The 17,931-nt window shown below is 36.9% G+C and carries 15 protein-coding genes and 2 tRNA genes; 16 read left to right on the plus strand and 1 reads right to left on the minus strand.

Annotation, left to right across the window (positions count from 1 at the left end):
* Positions 1 to 4: 4 nt before the first annotated feature.
* The 15 genes from IGJ50_RS12375 to IGJ50_RS12445 all read left to right on the plus strand — a co-directional run bounded on the left by IGJ50_RS12375 (position 5) and on the right by IGJ50_RS12445 (position 12,707).
* Complete coding sequence (locus IGJ50_RS12375; RefSeq protein ID WP_429950677.1) at positions 5 to 913, plus strand: ROK family protein; 909 nt, start codon at positions 5 to 7, stop codon at positions 911 to 913.
* Positions 914 to 1,026: 113 nt separating this feature from the next.
* Positions 1,027 to 3,627 carry a BspA family leucine-rich repeat surface protein gene (locus IGJ50_RS12380; protein WP_429950679.1) on the plus strand — a complete coding sequence of 867 codons (2,601 nt, stop codon included), beginning with the start codon at positions 1,027 to 1,029 and terminating at the stop codon, positions 3,625 to 3,627.
* Positions 3,628 to 4,093: 466 nt separating this feature from the next.
* Positions 4,094 to 5,260, plus strand: a complete 1,167-nt coding sequence (locus tag IGJ50_RS12385) for an ABC transporter substrate-binding protein (RefSeq protein ID WP_069638775.1) — start codon at positions 4,094 to 4,096, stop codon at positions 5,258 to 5,260.
* A gap of 117 nt (positions 5,261 to 5,377) precedes the next feature.
* Positions 5,378 to 6,256: a branched-chain amino acid ABC transporter permease gene (locus IGJ50_RS12390; RefSeq protein WP_207120723.1), complete on the plus strand. Its 879-nt coding sequence runs from the start codon at positions 5,378 to 5,380 to the stop codon at positions 6,254 to 6,256.
* Between the two features lie 9 nt (positions 6,257 to 6,265).
* The gene (locus IGJ50_RS12395) at positions 6,266 to 7,234 is read left to right on the plus strand and encodes a branched-chain amino acid ABC transporter permease (RefSeq protein ID WP_069638834.1); all 969 of its coding nucleotides are present in this window, start codon (positions 6,266 to 6,268) and stop codon (positions 7,232 to 7,234) included.
* On the plus strand, positions 7,215 to 7,991 hold the full coding sequence (locus IGJ50_RS12400; RefSeq protein WP_069638773.1) for an ABC transporter ATP-binding protein: 777 nt from the start codon (positions 7,215 to 7,217) through the stop codon (positions 7,989 to 7,991). The genes IGJ50_RS12395 and IGJ50_RS12400 overlap by 20 nt, the downstream gene beginning before the upstream one ends.
* Positions 7,991 to 8,692 (plus strand): ABC transporter ATP-binding protein, encoded by a 702-nt coding sequence (locus IGJ50_RS12405; RefSeq protein WP_069638772.1) that lies wholly within the window; start codon positions 7,991 to 7,993, stop codon positions 8,690 to 8,692. Before IGJ50_RS12400 ends, IGJ50_RS12405 begins: the two co-directional genes overlap by 1 nt.
* A gap of 4 nt (positions 8,693 to 8,696) precedes the next feature.
* The gene (locus IGJ50_RS12410) at positions 8,697 to 9,350 is read left to right on the plus strand and encodes a CBS domain-containing protein (protein WP_069638771.1); all 654 of its coding nucleotides are present in this window, start codon (positions 8,697 to 8,699) and stop codon (positions 9,348 to 9,350) included.
* A 249-nt stretch (positions 9,351 to 9,599) separates the two neighbouring features.
* Positions 9,600 to 10,175 carry a hypothetical protein gene (locus IGJ50_RS12415; RefSeq protein WP_429950683.1) on the plus strand — a complete coding sequence of 192 codons (576 nt, stop codon included), beginning with the start codon at positions 9,600 to 9,602 and terminating at the stop codon, positions 10,173 to 10,175.
* Position 10,176: 1 nt separating this feature from the next.
* Positions 10,177 to 10,935, plus strand: a complete 759-nt coding sequence (locus tag IGJ50_RS12420; protein WP_069638769.1) for a class D sortase — start codon at positions 10,177 to 10,179, stop codon at positions 10,933 to 10,935.
* 18 nt (positions 10,936 to 10,953) lie between these two features.
* Positions 10,954 to 11,808: a hypothetical protein gene (locus tag IGJ50_RS12425; protein ID WP_429950685.1), complete on the plus strand. Its 855-nt coding sequence runs from the start codon at positions 10,954 to 10,956 to the stop codon at positions 11,806 to 11,808.
* Between the two features lie 105 nt (positions 11,809 to 11,913).
* On the plus strand, positions 11,914 to 12,147 hold the full coding sequence (locus IGJ50_RS12430) for a DUF2969 domain-containing protein (protein WP_069638767.1): 234 nt from the start codon (positions 11,914 to 11,916) through the stop codon (positions 12,145 to 12,147).
* Positions 12,148 to 12,237: 90 nt separating this feature from the next.
* Positions 12,238 to 12,318 (plus strand) — tRNA-Tyr (locus IGJ50_RS12435).
* 10 nt (positions 12,319 to 12,328) lie between these two features.
* Positions 12,329 to 12,400, plus strand: a tRNA-Gln gene (locus IGJ50_RS12440).
* 121 nt (positions 12,401 to 12,521) lie between these two features.
* Positions 12,522 to 12,707, plus strand: a complete 186-nt coding sequence (locus IGJ50_RS12445) for a hypothetical protein (protein WP_069638766.1) — start codon at positions 12,522 to 12,524, stop codon at positions 12,705 to 12,707.
* A 76-nt stretch (positions 12,708 to 12,783) separates the two neighbouring features.
* Here IGJ50_RS12445 and IGJ50_RS12450 read toward each other — a convergent pair whose 3' ends face one another.
* Entirely contained in the window at positions 12,784 to 13,392 is a 609-nt protein-coding gene (locus IGJ50_RS12450; protein ID WP_069638765.1) for a TetR/AcrR family transcriptional regulator, read from the minus strand.
* 192 nt (positions 13,393 to 13,584) lie between these two features.
* Between IGJ50_RS12450 and IGJ50_RS12455 the strand changes: the two genes are divergently transcribed.
* A complete protein-coding gene (locus IGJ50_RS12455) occupies positions 13,585 to 17,832 on the plus strand; it encodes an acyl-CoA dehydratase activase-related protein (protein ID WP_429950688.1) in 4,248 nt (1,415 codons plus the stop codon).
* Positions 17,833 to 17,931 lie beyond the last annotated feature (99 nt).

Genomic DNA, 17,931 nt, shown 5'->3' on the forward strand with positions numbered 1-17,931 from the left:
TAGCATGGCAATCTTAGCATTTGATCTTGGCGGATCAGCAGTAAAACACGGAGTTTGGAACGGTCAAGAGATGATGGATAAAGGAAGTTTCAAAACACCGAAAACATGGGAAGAAATGAAAGCGTCATTATTGGCGGTGTTCAATGAAGCAGATAAAGAAATAGAAGGTGTAGCGTTGAGTGCACCGGGCGTTGTTGACGTGCAAAAACAAATGATCAACGGAATTTCAGCGATTCCGTATATTCATGGATTCAATATTTTCCACGAATTAGAAGAGCTATTTAAACGACCAATATCAATCGAAAACGATGCCAATTGTGCAGGGCTGGCAGAAATTTATGCAGGTGCTGCTAAAGGCAAACAAGAAGTTGCATTTGTTGTGATTGGAACAGGTATCGGCGGTGCCATTTTCCACAATGGGGAAATTGTGAAAGGTGCTCATCTTTATGGCGGAGAATTTGGTTTGATGTATCTAAGTGGTGGAGAGACCTTTAGTAAACTCGGGACTGCTGTTCAAATGGCTTGGCGTTATTGCGAACGTAAAGGGGTGGAGAAGGAGACTTTCTCTGGGGAAGAGGTGTTTGCTTTTGCAGAATCAGGTGATGAAGTGGCGATAGAAGAGGTCAATAATTTTTATGAGTATTTAACACAAGGATTATTCAGTATTCAATTTTCATTAGATCCAGAGATGATCGTTTTAGGTGGCGGTGTTTCGGCTAAAAAAGGCTTATTAGCTGAAATCAATCGTCGCATGAAAGAAAAACTGACACATTTTGAATTGAATGATTTTATTCCGCAAATCGTAACCTGTCAATATGAAAATGATGCGAATTTAATTGGAGCGGCCGCTAATTTTTTAACGATTAAAAAAATGCATAAGGGTCGATTGAAACAGCCAGATGTTTTGCACTGAAATTAAAAATCGAACATTGCACTAAAATGAAACGAAGAAACTTTGAAATAGATCAAATGCAGTAAAACCAAATAGGTTTTACTGTTTTTTTATTTTTAATAGAATGATAATTTGTGACTTTTGGTACAGTGCCTTGGGAATGGGATGCAGAGAGCCAGACACTTACCTTTGGAGGTGGGGAACTTCCAGATACTGATCCCTCAACTAATATTAGAATTAGAATAGAAAATCTTAGTATTTTAAATAGAGCTGAAATCAAATGCATAAAATTCACTGAACCAGTTGTAGCTAGTACCTCTATGGATTCCATGTTTAGATCTTTACAGAATTTAGAAACAATAGAAGGAGGAGATTTTATTGATACAAGTGGCGTGACGGATATGAGTAACATGTTTTATAATAGTTCAAAACTAACAGATGTAGACGTAAGTCATTGGAATACAAGTGGCGTGACGGATATGAGTAGAATGTTTTATTATAATTCAAAACTAACAGATGTAGATGTAAGTAATTGGAATACAAGTAAGGTGACGGATATGAGTTACATGTTTTATTCTACTTCAAATCTGACAAATATAGATGTGAGTAAATGGGATACGATTAATGTGAGGGATATGGGTGGCATGTTTTTTAGGGCTGCTAATCTATCAAAATTAGATCTAGACCAATGGAATACAAGTAAAGTAACTAGAATGAATAACATGTTTTATTCTACTTCAAATCTGACGGATATAGACGTAAGTGAATGGGATACGATTAATGTGACAGACATGTCGTCAATGTTTTCTAATGCGCAAAGCTTAACGAGCTTAAATACAACTAATTGGAATACAAGTAAAGTGACGACTATGGAGTCCATGTTTTATAATAGTTCAAAACTGGTAAATGTAGATGTAAGTGGCTGGGATACAAGAAATGTGACGACAATGAGTTCAATGTTTTCAGGTGCGTCAAGCTTAACGGGATTGGATATGTCAGAATGGGTCACAGAAAAAGTGACGAACATGTCTTCAATGTTTTCAGGTGCGTCAAGCTTAACAGAATTGGATATGTCAGAATTGGTTACAGGAAAAGTGACGAGCATGTCTTCAATGTTTTCTAATGCTTCAAGCTTGAAAACGTTGGACATATCTGGTTGGAATACAGAAAATGTAACGAGTATGTCTTTTATGTTTTATGGGACTTCAAAGTTAACGGACTTAGATATCAGTAAGTGGAATGTAAGTAATGTTCGGTATATGTATAATATGTTTCAGTCAAGTGGTATATCAGGCTTAAATGTGATCAATTGGGACACAAGTAATGTACTAAACATGGGATACATGTTTAGTCAAGCAGCGAATTTGACCAAATTAGATTTGAGTACTTGGAATACGATCAAAACGACAACTATGACGAACATGTTTGCATACACACCTAACCTTTATGAGTTGAACATAAGTAATTGGGATACGAGTAATGTCACAGCAATAGATAGTATTTTTTATAGAGCAGATTCGTTAGATGTATTGATTCTAGGTCCAAATTTTAAACCTACAACCTCAACTAATTTACCAAGGAAAAAAGTAGAGCCATATACTGGAAGATGGCTCTTAGATTCTACTGAAGCTGAGAATAGTTATGAAAACAGTTCAAGATTTATGGCAAATTACGATGGAACGAAACCTGGAAAATACATCCGCGAAATGAAAACAGGTTTTGAGGTAACTGGAATCGAGTTAACACCTTCAGTTTTAAACCTAACCATTTCTGAAGAAAGTCAATTACAAGCAAAAGTCCTTCCAGAAAATGCAACGAATAAAAAAGTTACGTATTCTATTGTTGATGCTTCTATTGCTTCTGTCTCACAGGAAGGGGTTGTAACAGGATTAAAATCAGGCATAACAGAAATTACCGCACGAACAGAAGAAGGTAGTTTTAAAGCAACAACTACTGTAAATGTTACAGCAGATAGTTCATTGATTTTAGATCCCTTTTACCTTGGGCTAGATGACTTTATTACGGGGGAACTCGACCCAGCATTAAGTCCTAAAAATGTCCAACTATGGGTCAATGATCAGTTGATTTCCACGACAGAGATCTTTAGTGACGGAATTTTTGAACTAGATACAGAAGAAACAATTACAAAGACAACAGATAAAGTAAAAATTGTTATTTTGGATAGCAAAAATGCAGAAATCGATCGCGGCATGGTCAAGGTGGAAGAAATTACCTATGAGTTGACCGTGAATGACTATGTTTTATCAGAAGACACAGTCGTTTCAGGCAAGACTGATTATTTCCATACACATGTCGCATTGGTCATCAACGGAAAAGAAATTGAGCGAAAATTATTAACCTCTAATCGTCAATTTGCATTCGAGGTAGAAGGGCGAATTGAACAAGAGAGTGATAAAGTTGAAGTTGTAGGCTATCGTTACAGTACAGAAATCACACGTCAAAACGTCACAGTTCAACCTGCTAAGGTAGAAATGACAGTAGATACCTACAAGCTAGACACGCCGTACGTAACAGGAAAAGTGACTGGTAAACCAGCAAGTAGTGTTCGTTTGTATGTCAATCGAAGACGTCAAGAAACAGTAAAAATTGCAGAAGATGGTACATTCAAACTGTTAGGAGTTGGTATTCTCTCTCTAACAAATAAAGTAGAAGTAGCAGTTCTAAATGAACAGGGAGTTGAAATACTACGGTCTCTGGTTAGTATTATTCAATAGGAAACCATCAACGCATGTAACGAAAAGACAGTAAATGATTTTAAATCAAAAAATTAGATTTGCATCGTTTCTTCAAACAGAACGAAAATAAAAGGGATCAACCTGAAAGTCACTTCTATCAGTGTTAGTATGACAGAAAATGACAGGCCAGTTGATCCTTTATTGAGTTTCTTTTCCAAAGTAAAAAAAACTAAATACTATTGAGAGATCACATAGTAAAATAGGTAAAAGTAAGTTCAATAATTTGAATTATAGAAATTTTCTGAAAATTCATTGACATTTCATTGGTTTTTGATTATATTTGTATACATACTTCTTTAATAATTATATATGCAAAGAGAATTTGCTTGCTTCAAAGTAAGCTTTTTAGAAAAATAACTCAAGTGTACAAACGCAAGTCATGTTCACCTATTTTTCTGTTAGAAGTAAACAAGACATTCAATATACAACTCAAGGAGGAAACAAGATGAAAAAATTTAGTTTTTTATTTGCTAGTCTATTTCTATTAGCAGCATGTGGTCCAACTGCTGGCGGAGGCGCAAGTGGTGGTGGGAATAAGGTTGAAGGTGACACAATCAAAATCGGGATGAACATGGAGCTTTCTGGGGATGTTTCAGCATATGGGAATGCTGAAAAAGAAGGAATCAAATTAGCCGTTGAAGAAATCAATGAAGCGGGTGGTGTTCTTGGTAAAAAATTAGAATTGATCGAAAAAGACAACAAATCTGAAAATGGTGAAGCAACTTCTGTTGCTGCCAATCTAACTGCGAAAGATAAAGTTGTTGCAGTCGTTGGACCAGCAACATCTGGTGCGACGAAAGCGACGATTCCAAATATGACAAAAGCAGCCGTTCCAGCCATTACACCTTCTGGAACAGATGACAGTATCACAGTTGTAAATGACAAAGTGCAAGAATACATTTTTAGAGCGTGCTTCCAAGATACGTTCCAAGGTGTTATCCTAGCAAACTTTGCACAAGATAATTTAAAAGCTAAAAATGTTGTGATCATTGGAGATAATTCTAGTGATTATGCGATCGGACTGACTAAATCCTTTAAAGAAACCTATAAAGGCAATATTGTGAAAGAAGAAACCTTCACAGCAGGCGATAAAGATTTCCAAGCGATTTTAACAAAAATCAAAGACCTTGATTACGATGCGATCTATATTCCAGGTTACTACGCAGAAGCAGGATTGATCATCAAACAAGCACGTGAAATGGGCATCGACAAACCAATCCTTGGAGCTGATGGATTCGGTGATGAAAAATTAGTTGAAATTGCTGGTGCTAAAAATGTTTCTGAAGTCTATTACACAGGTCACTTCTCAGAAAAAGCACCCGCTACAGATAAGGTTAAACCATTTGTAGAAGCATTTAAGAAAGAGTACAACAAACAGCCATCTGCCTTCAATGCATTAGGTTATGATTCTGTTTACATGCTAAAACAAGCAATAGAAGATAAAGATTCTGCCGATTCAAAAGACATCACAGAAGGCCTAGCCTCATTAAAAGACTTTGTTGGTGTAACTGGAAAAATGACGATGGATAAAGATCATAATCCTGAAAAATCAGCAGTTGTATTAGGCTTGACAGAAGGCAAAGAAACATCAGCCGATGCTGTAAATCCTTAACATCGATCATGAACAAGATGAAGCTTTAAAGAGGGGGAGACAAGTCTTTACGTTTTGTCCAACCTCTTTTTTCTTTAAAAAAACAGAAATTATTCTAAAATATTGGAAGTGATAAACATGGAAGTAGTGATCCAACAACTCGTAAATGGGCTTTTTCTAGGTAGTATCTACGCATTATTAGCGTTAGGCTATACCATGGTTTATGGAATTATTAAATTGATCAACTTTGCCCATGGAGAAATTTATATGTTAGGCGGATTTATGGGGTATTTCTTTATCAACAAATTAAATTTAGGCTTTTTCCCAGCACTGATTTTATCAATGGCAGGTGCTGCGGTGATTGGTGTGGTAATCGAATTTTTAGCTTATCGTCCATTGAGAAAATCGACTAGAATTGCAGCGTTGATTACAGCAATCGGTGTTTCGTTCTTATTACAAAATGGTATGATCTACTTGTTTGGGCCAGAAAAAAAATCTTTCCCACAAGCGATTGAATTCAAAAACTATCAACTAGGCTTTATTCAAATTTCAAATATTCAAGTACTTATTTTAGTTATTTCACTCATATTGATGATCGCACTGCAATTGATTGTTAAAAAGACCAAAATGGGAAAAGCAATGCGCGCTGTTTCAGTGGATGCAGATGCTGCTCAATTGATGGGGATCAATGTCAATCGGACGATTTCGTTTACCTTTGCTTTAGGTTCAGCTTTGGCTGCGGCTGCAGGGATGTTGATAGGACTTTACTATAACTCGATCGATCCGATGATGGGTGTGGTTCCTGGGTTGAAATCATTTGTTGCGGCAGTTTTAGGCGGTATTGGTATTATTCCAGGGGCTGCGTTAGGTGGCTTTGTAATTGGACTATTAGAAACAATCACGATAGCACTCGGTTTTTCAGATTATAAAGATGCGGTTGTGTATGCATTATTGATTATTATTTTATTGATTCGTCCTGCCGGAATTCTCGGCAAAAACATTAAAGAGAAAGTGTAGGTGCAAGGCATGAAAAAGAATTTAAAATATAATTTCGTTTGGCTTTTAATTGCTGCATTAGCTTATGCTTTTATTTATGTTTTGTATGTCACAGGTGTGATCACGCCGTTTACTGAATATACATTGATTACGATCGGCATCAACATTATGTTGGCGTTAGGCTTAAATTTGATTATTGGTTTTTCTGGTCAATTTTCTTTAGGTCATGCAGGATTTATGGCGATTGGGGCGTATAGTGCGGCGATTATGTCTGTTAAATACCCGACGATGGGTGGCTTTTTCAGCGGGATTCTATTAGGGATCGTGTTATCTGGGATCGTTGCTTTATTAGTGGGGATTCCTACTTTGAGATTAAAAGGAGATTACTTAGCGATTGCAACTCTAGGGATTTCTGAGATAATTCGAATTATCATCATCAACATGGGTGATTTAACCAATGGACCAGCTGGAATTTTTGGTATTCCTCCAATGGTCAATTGGTCAATGGTTTTTGGCTTTGTTGTGATCGTGACGCTGATCATTGTTAATTTTATTCATAGTGGGCCAGGTCGTGCGACAATGGCGATCAGAGAAGATGAAATTGCGGCTGAATCTATGGGTGTGAATACAACTAAATATAAAGTGGCGGCATTCATTATCGGCGCTATTACAGCAAGTGTTGCTGGAGCAATTTATGCAAGCTATGTTCAAACAATTGCACCAAAAGATTTTGGCTTTATGAAATCAATCGATATTTTGATCATCGTTGTGTTCGGTGGTATCGGTAGTGTTACAGGAACCTTTATCTCCGCTATTGTACTGGGAATTTTAAATATGTTCTTGCAAGATGCTGGTGCGCTGAGAATGATCATCTATGCCTTAGCGTTGATCATTATCATGATCTTCAAACCAGGCGGCTTGTTAGGAACTTGGGAATTCTCTGTAAAAAAACTATTCAAGAAGAAGGAGGACAAATCGAATGCCTCTATTGAACGTTAGTAATTTAACCAAAAACTTTGGCGGACTGGCTGCAGTTTCCAATGTTAATCTATCTCTAGAAACAAACGAATTGATCGGCTTAATTGGTCCTAATGGGGCTGGGAAAACGACGTTGTTTAACCTTTTGACAGGCGTTTATGAACCTAGTGAAGGAACGGTTACATTGAATGTTTTAGGCAAAGAGCAGGAATTAAATGGAATGAAGCCGTATAAAATCGCAGATATGGGATTAAGTAGAACCTTTCAAAATATCCGACTGTTCAAAGACCTGACTGTTATGGACAATGTATTGATCGCAATGAATAGTAAAAATAAAGAAGGGATTATTTCTAGTATTTTACGTTTGCCGACTTTTTATAAAAAAGAAGAAGCAATGGAACAAAAAGTCTTAGAGCTTCTAGCTATTTTCGGTTTAGAAGAGAAGGTTCAGACGTTAGCGAAGAATCTTCCATACGGGGAACAAAGACGTTTAGAAATCGTGCGGGCACTAGCGACACAACCAAAAGTCTTGTTTTTAGATGAACCGGCTGCTGGGATGAATCCACAAGAGACAGCTGATTTAACGGAGCTGATTAGAAAAATTCAAAAAGAATTCCAAATCACGATCGTTTTGATCGAGCATGATATGAGTTTGGTCATGGAGGTTTGTCAAAGAATTTATGTTTTAGAGTACGGCAGAATCATCGCAGAAGGTAAACCAGAAGCAATCAAGAATGATCCACGTGTGATTGAAGCTTATCTTGGAGGTGAGCTATAATGTTAACTATCGAAAATTTATCGGTTCACTATGGAGTGATCCAAGCAGTCCGTGACGTCAGCTTTAACGTTGAAAAAGGCGAAATCGTTTCTCTGATAGGAGCTAATGGGGCTGGGAAAACAACTATTTTAAGGACGATTTCCGGTTTGAATCGTCCATCGAATGGAACCATCACATTTGAAGGTCAACCAATCCATAAAATGCTCCCTCAAAAAATCGTGGCTTCTGGCTTGTGCCAAGTACCAGAAGGACGACATGTTTTTTCAGGATTGACTGTTCAAGAAAACTTAGAAATGGGGGCATTTTTACGTAAAGATAGCGAATTGAAAAAAGACTATGATATGATTTTTGATCGATTTCCTATATTGAAGGAACGTAAAAACCAAGATGCTTCCACTTTGTCTGGTGGAGAGCAGCAGATGTTAGCAATGGGGCGAGCCCTGATGTCTAAACCAAAATTACTATTATTAGATGAGCCGTCAATGGGACTTGCGCCAATCTTTATTCAAGAAATTTTCAATATTATCCAAGAAATCAATAAACAAGGAACAACGGTTTTATTGATCGAACAAAATGCAAAAATGGCTTTATCAATTGCAGATCGTGGTTATGTATTAGAAACCGGTGAAGTTGTGTTGAGTGGTCCAGGCAAAGAATTGCTGGAAAGCGAAGAAGTGAAAAAAGCATATCTAGGAGGTTAATAGCATGAGCGTTAGTGATTTTATGACAAGAAATTTAATCGTGGCCCAACCAGAAATGAAAATTTTCGATGCGGTAGATTTGATGAAAAAAAATAATATTCATCGTCTGCCTGTTGTTAAGGGAGAACAAGTAATCGGATTGATCACAGAAGGCACGATACAGTCTGCAATGCCATCAAAAGCAACAAGTTTAAGTGTTTATGAAGTTAATTATTTACTGAATAAAACGACAGTAGCAGATATTATGGTTAAAAAAGTTCAAACTATTCAACCAGAAGCTTCATTAGAAGATGGTATTTTCAAAATGCGTCAAAATAATATCGGTGTATTGCCAGTTATTGATGCAAATGAAATATTAGTCGGAATTATTACAAATAATGATATTTTTGATGCGTTTTTAAAAATTACTGGCTATAATGATGGCGGTACTAGGATTCAACTTCGAATTCCAGAAGACCATAAGGGGATTTTAGCAGATATTGCAAAACTGCTAGCCGACAATGATTTTAGTATCTTGACGGTCGTCGTGAACCGCAAAGAGTTGGAGACCATTATTGAATTACAGATTGAAAGCCGAGAAACGCACCAAATTGAGAAAAAATTAAAAGAAGCTGGTTATGATGTTTTTGAAGCAACGTTTATTTCAAAAAAAGTATAAAAAGATGAAGTATGGCAACGATTATCTAGTCCTTTTTTACTGAAAAAGAATTTGACTATTAAAGGAGCGTATGATAGTTTTATATAGTGACGTAAGAAATTCGTCGTTTAACCATTGTTCGAAAATTGAAGTGTTTATGCTCTTTGATATGATTTCGATTTATCTTCAAAACAATAGGGGTTATTGTTGGTATAATTTTTACAGATATTCTGTAATTGATTATAAATATTTAAGATGGGAGGAATACAAATGAAAAAAGTTATCGGATTCATTATTGCTTTTGTGGCAACGCTTAGCTTTGCGACAACTGCTTCAGCTGATGGCGCTATCTCAGCTGCAGAACAGTCTATTCTTAACGAATTGAATGCTGGTATGACTATCGGCGGTAAAAAATTCAATTTCGAAGCGGCTGAAACAAATGCAGCTTCTAATCACTTGAAGCGAGTTGATTTAACACAAGCGCAAGTAGATGAAGCAGTTAAAAACATTCAAGCAGCACGTAGCTTAGTTGCAGGTGTATCTGTTGATACTTCAAGCGCTAATTCTCTTGCAAGTGCAATCAAATTATTGCCGGCTAATGTAATTGCTCAAGTTCAAAATTACGTAGTTGCTGCTGGGAATGCTGTTGGCGTGAAAATCACTTTTGGTAGCGGAAGCTACTCTGCAGTGACAATCACAGATGTGAATGGCGCTCCTGTATATAGTACTGGTACTCCAGTAAAAAATACAGGATCTAATTACGCATTAAGCGGAATTACTTTTGGCTCATTGATCGTGGCTGCAGCAGGTGCAGTATTCGTGAGCAGAAAGAACAAATTAGCATAACATGAAACAATTAAAGAGATTAGGGGCATTCGTTTATGTGCCTCTTTTCTTTATGTGTTTTGGTTATCTCATTATTTACATAATTGGTGCACCTGTCATTAATTTCGCTTCTTCAGCGGTTGAATTGATTTCACTGAATGATGCTCCGGTTTTCGATCAGCAAGGCACAAACCTTTTTGAAAAACGAAACCAGAAAAAAGAGCAACCCTCAGCAGATCAAACGACCGATAAAGCAGCTGATCAGACAACTGATGAAACAAATCAGTCAGCTGAAACTGAAATGGAAGTCTCCAACGAAGGAGAGTTAGCCTCTTCAAGTATGGTTTATCCAGTAGGAGGAGACCAGTTTGGCGAAGTCGTGATCGACAAAGTTAAAATTAATGAACCATTGTATTACGGGGATAGCGAAGAAATTTTGCGCTTAGGCGCAGGGCAATATATCGGTAGCATGATTCCAGGGGATTTAGGGACGACCTTGATCGGAGGGCACAACTTGCCTTCTTTTGGAAAAATTTATTACTTAGAACCAGGAGACCAAGTGAGTATCCGCACTCACTATGGTGATTATACGTATCAAGTGACAGAAGTAAACATTGCTGATTATAAAGATCCAACGATCAACACCAAACTAGCTGACCGTTCAAAACGATCACTGATCCTTTATACTTGTTATCCGCTAGATGCGATTGGTTTAACACCAGAACGTGTTTTTGTTTCGGCAGATTATGTTTCTGGACCAATCATCGACGAGAAATCATAAAGGAGGAGAATCACTGAGATGAAAAAACGCGGTCATTTAATGAAAGTAACTTCTCGCTTTTTTATTGCTTTTTTATCCTCTGTTTTTCTATTTGCATTTCTGATTTTATTAACATTAAGATTAACCCTCTTCAGTGAAAACTACATTGCAAAGCAAGCTGCTAAAGCAGATTATTATACGGAATTAACTGAAGAAATCAATCGGCAAATCGAAAATAGCTCCTTAGGAAGTAATATTCCAAAAGGTGTTTTAGATCAAGCAATCAGTAAAGAGGTAGTGAAGATAGACGTAGATAAATATTTTCAAGCAATGTATAATACAGGAACAAAATATGAGATATCCGATGAGAGTAAAATCCATGAGGCTGTTTCTAAAGCAATCACAGATTACATGAAAGAAAAACAAATTCAAGTAACACCTGAATCAGAACTTGCTGTAACTGGTCTTTCAGATAATGCTGTAAAAATCTATAAAGGGTATATCGAGTTACCTTTTTTAGTGTCTTATGGAAGAAAAGTCATGAACTATAAATCTAAGCTTGTGCTATTTATGGTGATCTGTGGAGTTTTATGGGCGTTGCTAAGTTTTTCTCTATACTCTTCGTTAAGAGGATATGTGCATCGTTTATTAAGATATTGGGCATATATATGGGTAGGAAGCGGCTTGATGATGGCTGTAGTTCCTGGAATTATTTTACTGCAAGGTTCTTTAAAAAAATTAGGAATTCAATCAAAGGCGATGTATGACTTTATTCAAACCTATTTATCGAGTTTTTTGTGGTTGTTTATTGTGATAGGGTTGATTTCGATCGCAGCAGGAATTATTTTCGGCGTACTTAGCGAAGTCAAAAGAAAGCAGCTATTTAGCACTTAAATAAAGGATGGATCAAAAGCCGTTACTCGATGTTCTTGGCTTTTGCTCCAGCCGCTTTCTTTTTTTTACGTTACGTGATACCATATAATTCTTGGAGGGATGAAGATGTCAAAGAAAAATAAAGATATAGAAGTAAAAATAGAAGAAACAGAAAAAAAAGTGAATGGTGCGACGATCACAGTAAACACCTTAACGATCGGTAAAAAAGAAATCGGTCAAGTCCTAGCACAAGACACTAAAAAATTTGCTGTAATGATCGATGGACGAAATGAAGCGACTGTGAAAACGCTTGATGAAGCGATCGAATACATTATCCGTCAATGGAATTTAAACGACTAAAATAAATAACAACTTTTTTTCGAAAAAGGCTTGCATTTTGTTCAAAAGTTTTGTATTATAACTAAGTCAGGTTTTTTACTAAAACCTTTTGGAGGAATAGCGAAGTGGCTAAACGCGACGGACTGTAAATCCGTTCCTTAGGGTTCAGTGGTTCGAATCCACTTTCCTCCATTTTAACCTTTGGGGTATAGCCAAGCGGTAAGGCAACAGGTTTTGATCCTGTCATGCGTTGGTTCGAATCCAGCTACCCCAGTATTTGTTTAGAACAACTCAGATAGAGTTGTTCTTTTTTTGACGAAAAAAAGAGGATAACTTTTGTTCTCTTTTTTCGAAATATATGATAAAGTGAATAAAAAGCATGAGGAGTGAACCGAATGAACATTAAAGAGAAAATAACTGAAACAGCTGAAAAAGTCTATGACTTAGCTCGTGACGGTAAATATGATGTCAAAGTAAATCTTTTTTCTAAAAAGAAAAGTAAAAACCAAGCAAAAGGCATCCAGGTAGTATCGTCAAGAGATACTGCACATACAAAAAAATGGCGTGCTAAAAACCGTTAAATCACTAGTAAAGCAAAATAGTCTGTAACATCCTCTAAAAAGAAGGTGTTGCAGACTATTTTGCTTTAAATGAGTCTTATTTATCGATTTCAAGCCCGAGGACAGTCAAGTGACCATTTCCTACTAGTTTAATAACAAGCCTAGCTAAATGGTTAGGAGACATGTCCGTGTCACTTGTGATCCACCAATGCAGGGTTCCAATAAAGATCGATGTCATATACTCAATAATGAAATCGATAGGAACTTCAATATCATTCTCTGTAATTTTTAATTTTGAAAAAATATCTGCATACTTTTCATAAATGATATCTGCCAGTTTTTTTCTTAATAATTCATTAGAGCTACCATCCATGATCGTTAAAAAGAAATTCTTATTTTTTTGAATATTAACATAGATATGCGTCAGTAAAAATTCAATTTGTTTCACTTTGATACGATTACTAACAATGATTTGTTCAGTATCGATAACAGAAGTAAAGGCATCGACTGCAAAATCAAAAATCTGTTCGTAAAGGTCTTGTTTGTCTTTGAAATGGGCATAGAAAGTCGCACGATTAATCATCGCTTCATCCGCAATGTCTTGAATTGTTATCGAGTCATAGCCTTTTTCTTCTACTAAAAGAAAGAAAGCTTCAATAATCATTTTGTGTGTCCGTTTTACCCGAAGGTCTGTTTTCTTTGACATAAAAAATTCCTTTCGAAATAATCAACAATTTTTGGGAGTTTGTTGCTTATCTCACAAATTTGGGTGTTTTGCTTGTTGCAATTACTTTAGAATCTTTCTAAAATATACATAAGTATTATATCAGACACCTTGTAGGATAATCAACAAAGTGTTGTGAAATAAAAGGATCTAGATTATAAGGAGCTAAAAAGTATGACAATCAGAGCAGGAATAGATGTTGGTTCGACAACTGTGAAATTAGTAATTATTGACGAAGAGAATCATACAAAGTTCGCAAAATACGAACGACATTATTCAGACGTAAAAGCTGCAACCGAAAAAGTTTTAAAGGAAGCAATGAATGAATTAGGTGAAACTACACCAATCACAATGACAATCACAGGATCAGGCGGTATGGGATTAGCGGACGTTTTGAACATTTCGTTTGTACAAGAAGTCATTGCATGTACAAAAACAGTAGAAGAAATCATACCAGAGACGGATGTAGCGATTGAATTAGGTGGCGAGGATGCAAAAATCACCTTCTTTGAAGGTGCTTTAGAGCAACGGATGAACGGTAGTTGTGCTGGTGGAACGGGTGCATTTATTGATCAAATGGCCGTTTTGTTAAAAACGGATGCCAATGGCGTTAATGAGCTAGCTAAAAACTATCAAACCATTTACCCAATTGCTTCGAGATGTGGTGTTTTTGCCAAGACTGATGTTCAACCTTTGATCAATGAAGGAGCTGCAAAAGAGGATATTTCGGCAAGTATATTTCAAGCAGTAGTGAACCAGACGATTGCAGGCTTAGCCGCCGGTCGCAAAATAAAAGGAAAAATCGCTTTTTTAGGCGGACCATTGTTTTTTATGTCCGAACTTAGAAAACGATTTATCGAGACCTTAGACGTAAAACCAGAAGATGTGATTTTTCCAGAAAATCCACAACTATTTGTAGCGATGGGAGCGGCGATTTATTCTGAAGGTGCAACTCCAACAACTTTAGCAGATTTGATCCATCGTTTGACGAAAGGGGATCCAGAACAATTAAAACCAACAGATACATTAGAACCGTTATTTCAAGATGACGCCGAACTAAATACATTTAGAAAACGTCATGACCAAGCAAAAGCGCAAGAAAAAGCCTTAACGGATCATCATGGTGTGGCTTTTTTAGGGATCGATGCCGGCTCAACAACAACCAAAGTAACCTTGATCGATGAAGAGGGCAATTTACTCTTTTCATTTTATGGAAACAATCAAGGACAGCCACTAGAGACAACGATGAGTGTGTTGAAAGATTTGTACCAACAATTGCCAAAAGATGTCTTTATTGGAAAATCAGCTGTTACTGGATATGGAGAGCACTTGATCAAAAATGCCTTAAAAGTTGACATTGGTGAAGTTGAAACAATGGCTCATTACAAAGCGGCAGATCATTTTCAACCTGGCGTTGATTTTATTTTAGATATTGGCGGTCAAGATATGAAGGCAATGACGATCAAAGACGGTGTATTGTCTTCGATCCAATTAAATGAAGCTTGTTCATCAGGTTGCGGTTCTTTTATCGAAACGTTTGCGAAATCATTGAATTTTGATGTCAAAGATTTTGCAATCGAAGCGTTAAGCTCTAAGGCACCTGTGGATTTAGGCTCACGTTGTACCGTATTCATGAATTCTAAGGTCAAACAGGTTCAAAAAGAAGGGGCATCTGTCGGAGATATTTCTGCTGGATTGTCTTATTCTGTGATTAAAAATGCCATATATAAAGTAATCAAAGTTCGTCGTCCAGAAGAACTGGGCAAAAAAATCGTTTGCCAAGGTGGAACGTTTTATAACGAAGCAGTTTTACGTGCATTTGAAATGATTAGTGAACGAGAAGTCGTCCGTCCATCGATTGCAGGGTTGATGGGTGCGTATGGTGCTGCGTTGATTGCTCTAGAAAATTATGAGTTAGGACAGGAAACAACAATCCTTGGACTTGAAGAGCTGGATACATTTACTGCCGATAAAGAGTTTACGCATTGTGGTCTTTGTGAAAATAATTGTATGATGACCGTGACGATCTTTTCAGATGGGCGCCAATTTGTAACTGGTAATCGATGTGAGCGCGGTGCGAGAATCAAAGTGAAAAGAGAAGATCGTAGAGTCAATTTAGTTGATTATAAGTATCGTAAACTATTTAAATATCGTCCATTAAAAGAAAAAGATGCGCCCAATGGCAGAATCGGAATTCCAAGAGTGTTAAACATGTATGAAAATTATCCGCTATGGCACACATTTTTCACTGATTTAGGCTTTCGTGTGGAGTTATCCCCACGTTCGAATAAAGACTTATATGAACAAGGAATGGAAACTATTCCTAGTGATACAGCTTGTTATCCAGCCAAGATCACTCATGGACATATTCAAGCGTTGATCGATGCAAAAGTTCCAATGATTTTCTATCCTGGCGTTGTTTTTGAACGCCAAGAATCAGCAGAAGCAGATAATCATTTTAATTGTCCAATCGTGCAAAGCTATCCTGATGTTATCCGAAATAATGTAGATGATATTCGTGATGGGAAAGTTGATTATCGTAATCCGTATATCAATTTGGCCAACGAAGCTTCAGTAGCCAAAGTTTTGGGTGAGACATTCGCTGATTTAGGCATTTCTACTGAACAAATTACTCAAGCCTTGCGTCATGGTTATGAAGAGCTAGATGCTTTTAAGAAAGATGTCCGTAATAAAGGGGAAGAAACGCTAGTAATGCTGAATCAAAAAGGCGAAAAGGGCATCGTGCTATCTGGGCGTCCCTATCATTTAGATCCTGAAATCAATCATGGGATTGCCGATGTGATCACGCAAGAAGGCTTTCATGTATTGACAGAAGATTGTGTTTCACATTTAAGTGATGTCGGTAATTTACGTGTTGTCAATCAATGGGTGTATCATTCACGCTTGTATGCAGCGGCTCGCGTCGTGGCGAAATCGAAAAATCTAGAGTTGGTTCAGCTAAATTCTTTTGGTTGCGGATTAGATGCAGTCACAACTGACCAAGTAGAAGAAATTATGGATCAATACGGCAAAATTTATACCGTTTTAAAAATCGATGAAGGATCAAACTTAGGGGCGATCAGGATTCGTCTACGTTCATTAAAAGCAGCAGTCGGTGAACGAGAAAAAATGAATTTTGAACCGAAATTGCAACATGAAGAACCAGAGAAGATCATTTTTACTAAAGAGATGAAAAAGACCCATACATTATTGTTACCAATGCTTAGCCCAATTCATCAGTCTGGTTTAGTTGATGTTGCATTGCAAGCTTCTGGCTATAATGTTGTTTGTTTGCCTGCTGATGATCGTGAAGCGGTGAATGTTGGGTTAAAATATGTGAATAATGATGCCTGTTATCCAGCAATCATTTCGATTGGACAATTAGTTGAAGCGCTAGAAAGTGGAGAATATGATTTAAATCACGTCAGTGTAATGATGACACAAACAGGCGGTGGCTGTCGTGCGACAAATTATATTCCGCTCCTTAGAAAAGCATTGAATGATGCTGGCTTCCCCCAAGTTCCTGTAGTCTCTGTTTCAATGGGAAATAAAGGCGTTGAATCTAATCCAGGGTTTAAGTTTACTTTACCAATGTTAAAACGTGTAGCAGTAGCCTTTTTATATGGTGATTTATTCGAACGGGTCGTCTATCGAACTCGTCCTTATGAAACGAAAGTTGGTATGATCGATGCTCTGCATGAAAAATGGTTAAAAAAAATCGAAAAAAATGTCCGGAATGGCTCATTGACTTTATTTAATCGGAATATGAAAAAAATCATCCAAGAATTTGATAATGTTCCATTGAATGAAGTCAAGAAGCCGAAAGTCGGAATCGTTGGAGAAATTTTAGTCAAATACTCACCAACAGCGAATAATGATATTGTCCGTTTATTAGAAGCAGAAGGCGCAGAAGCTGTTGTTCCAGATATTGTTGGATTTATGAACTATTCTTTATACAATCAAATTTGGAAATATGACAATATGGGCATGTCAAAACAAAGCAAAAATTTGGCTCAATTTGCAATTCGAATCATCGAATATGTTGAAAAACCGATGGATAAAGCTTTAAGAAATTCAAAACGCTTTGAAGGGTTAAGCTCGATTCATGAACTGGCAGAAGATGCTGGAAAAATTCTTTCGATCGGAAATCACACAGGTGAAGGGTGGTTTTTAACTGGAGAAATGATTGAACTGCTGAAATCTGATGTGAATAATATTGTCTGTATGCAGCCCTTTGGTTGCTTGCCGAATCATGTTGTTGGTAAAGGGGTCACTAAGGAATTACGACGCCAATATCCAAAAGCAAATATTGCGCCAATCGACTATGATCCAGGTGTCTCAATAGTGAATCAATTGAACCGAATCCGTTTGATGATGGCAACAGCAAACAAAATGTTGGATGAAGAAAAAGTCCAATCATAGAAGAAACATACTAAGATTAGAGGTAAACTCATCCGTCGACGAGTTTACCTTCTAATCTTAGTATGTTTTTGTTCGTAAAATGAAAAGACGTTAATTTTG

It is taken from the genome of Enterococcus sp. AZ101 (assembly GCF_050499005.1).
Lineage (GTDB): Bacteria > Bacillota > Bacilli > Lactobacillales > Enterococcaceae > Enterococcus_L > Enterococcus_L ureilyticus.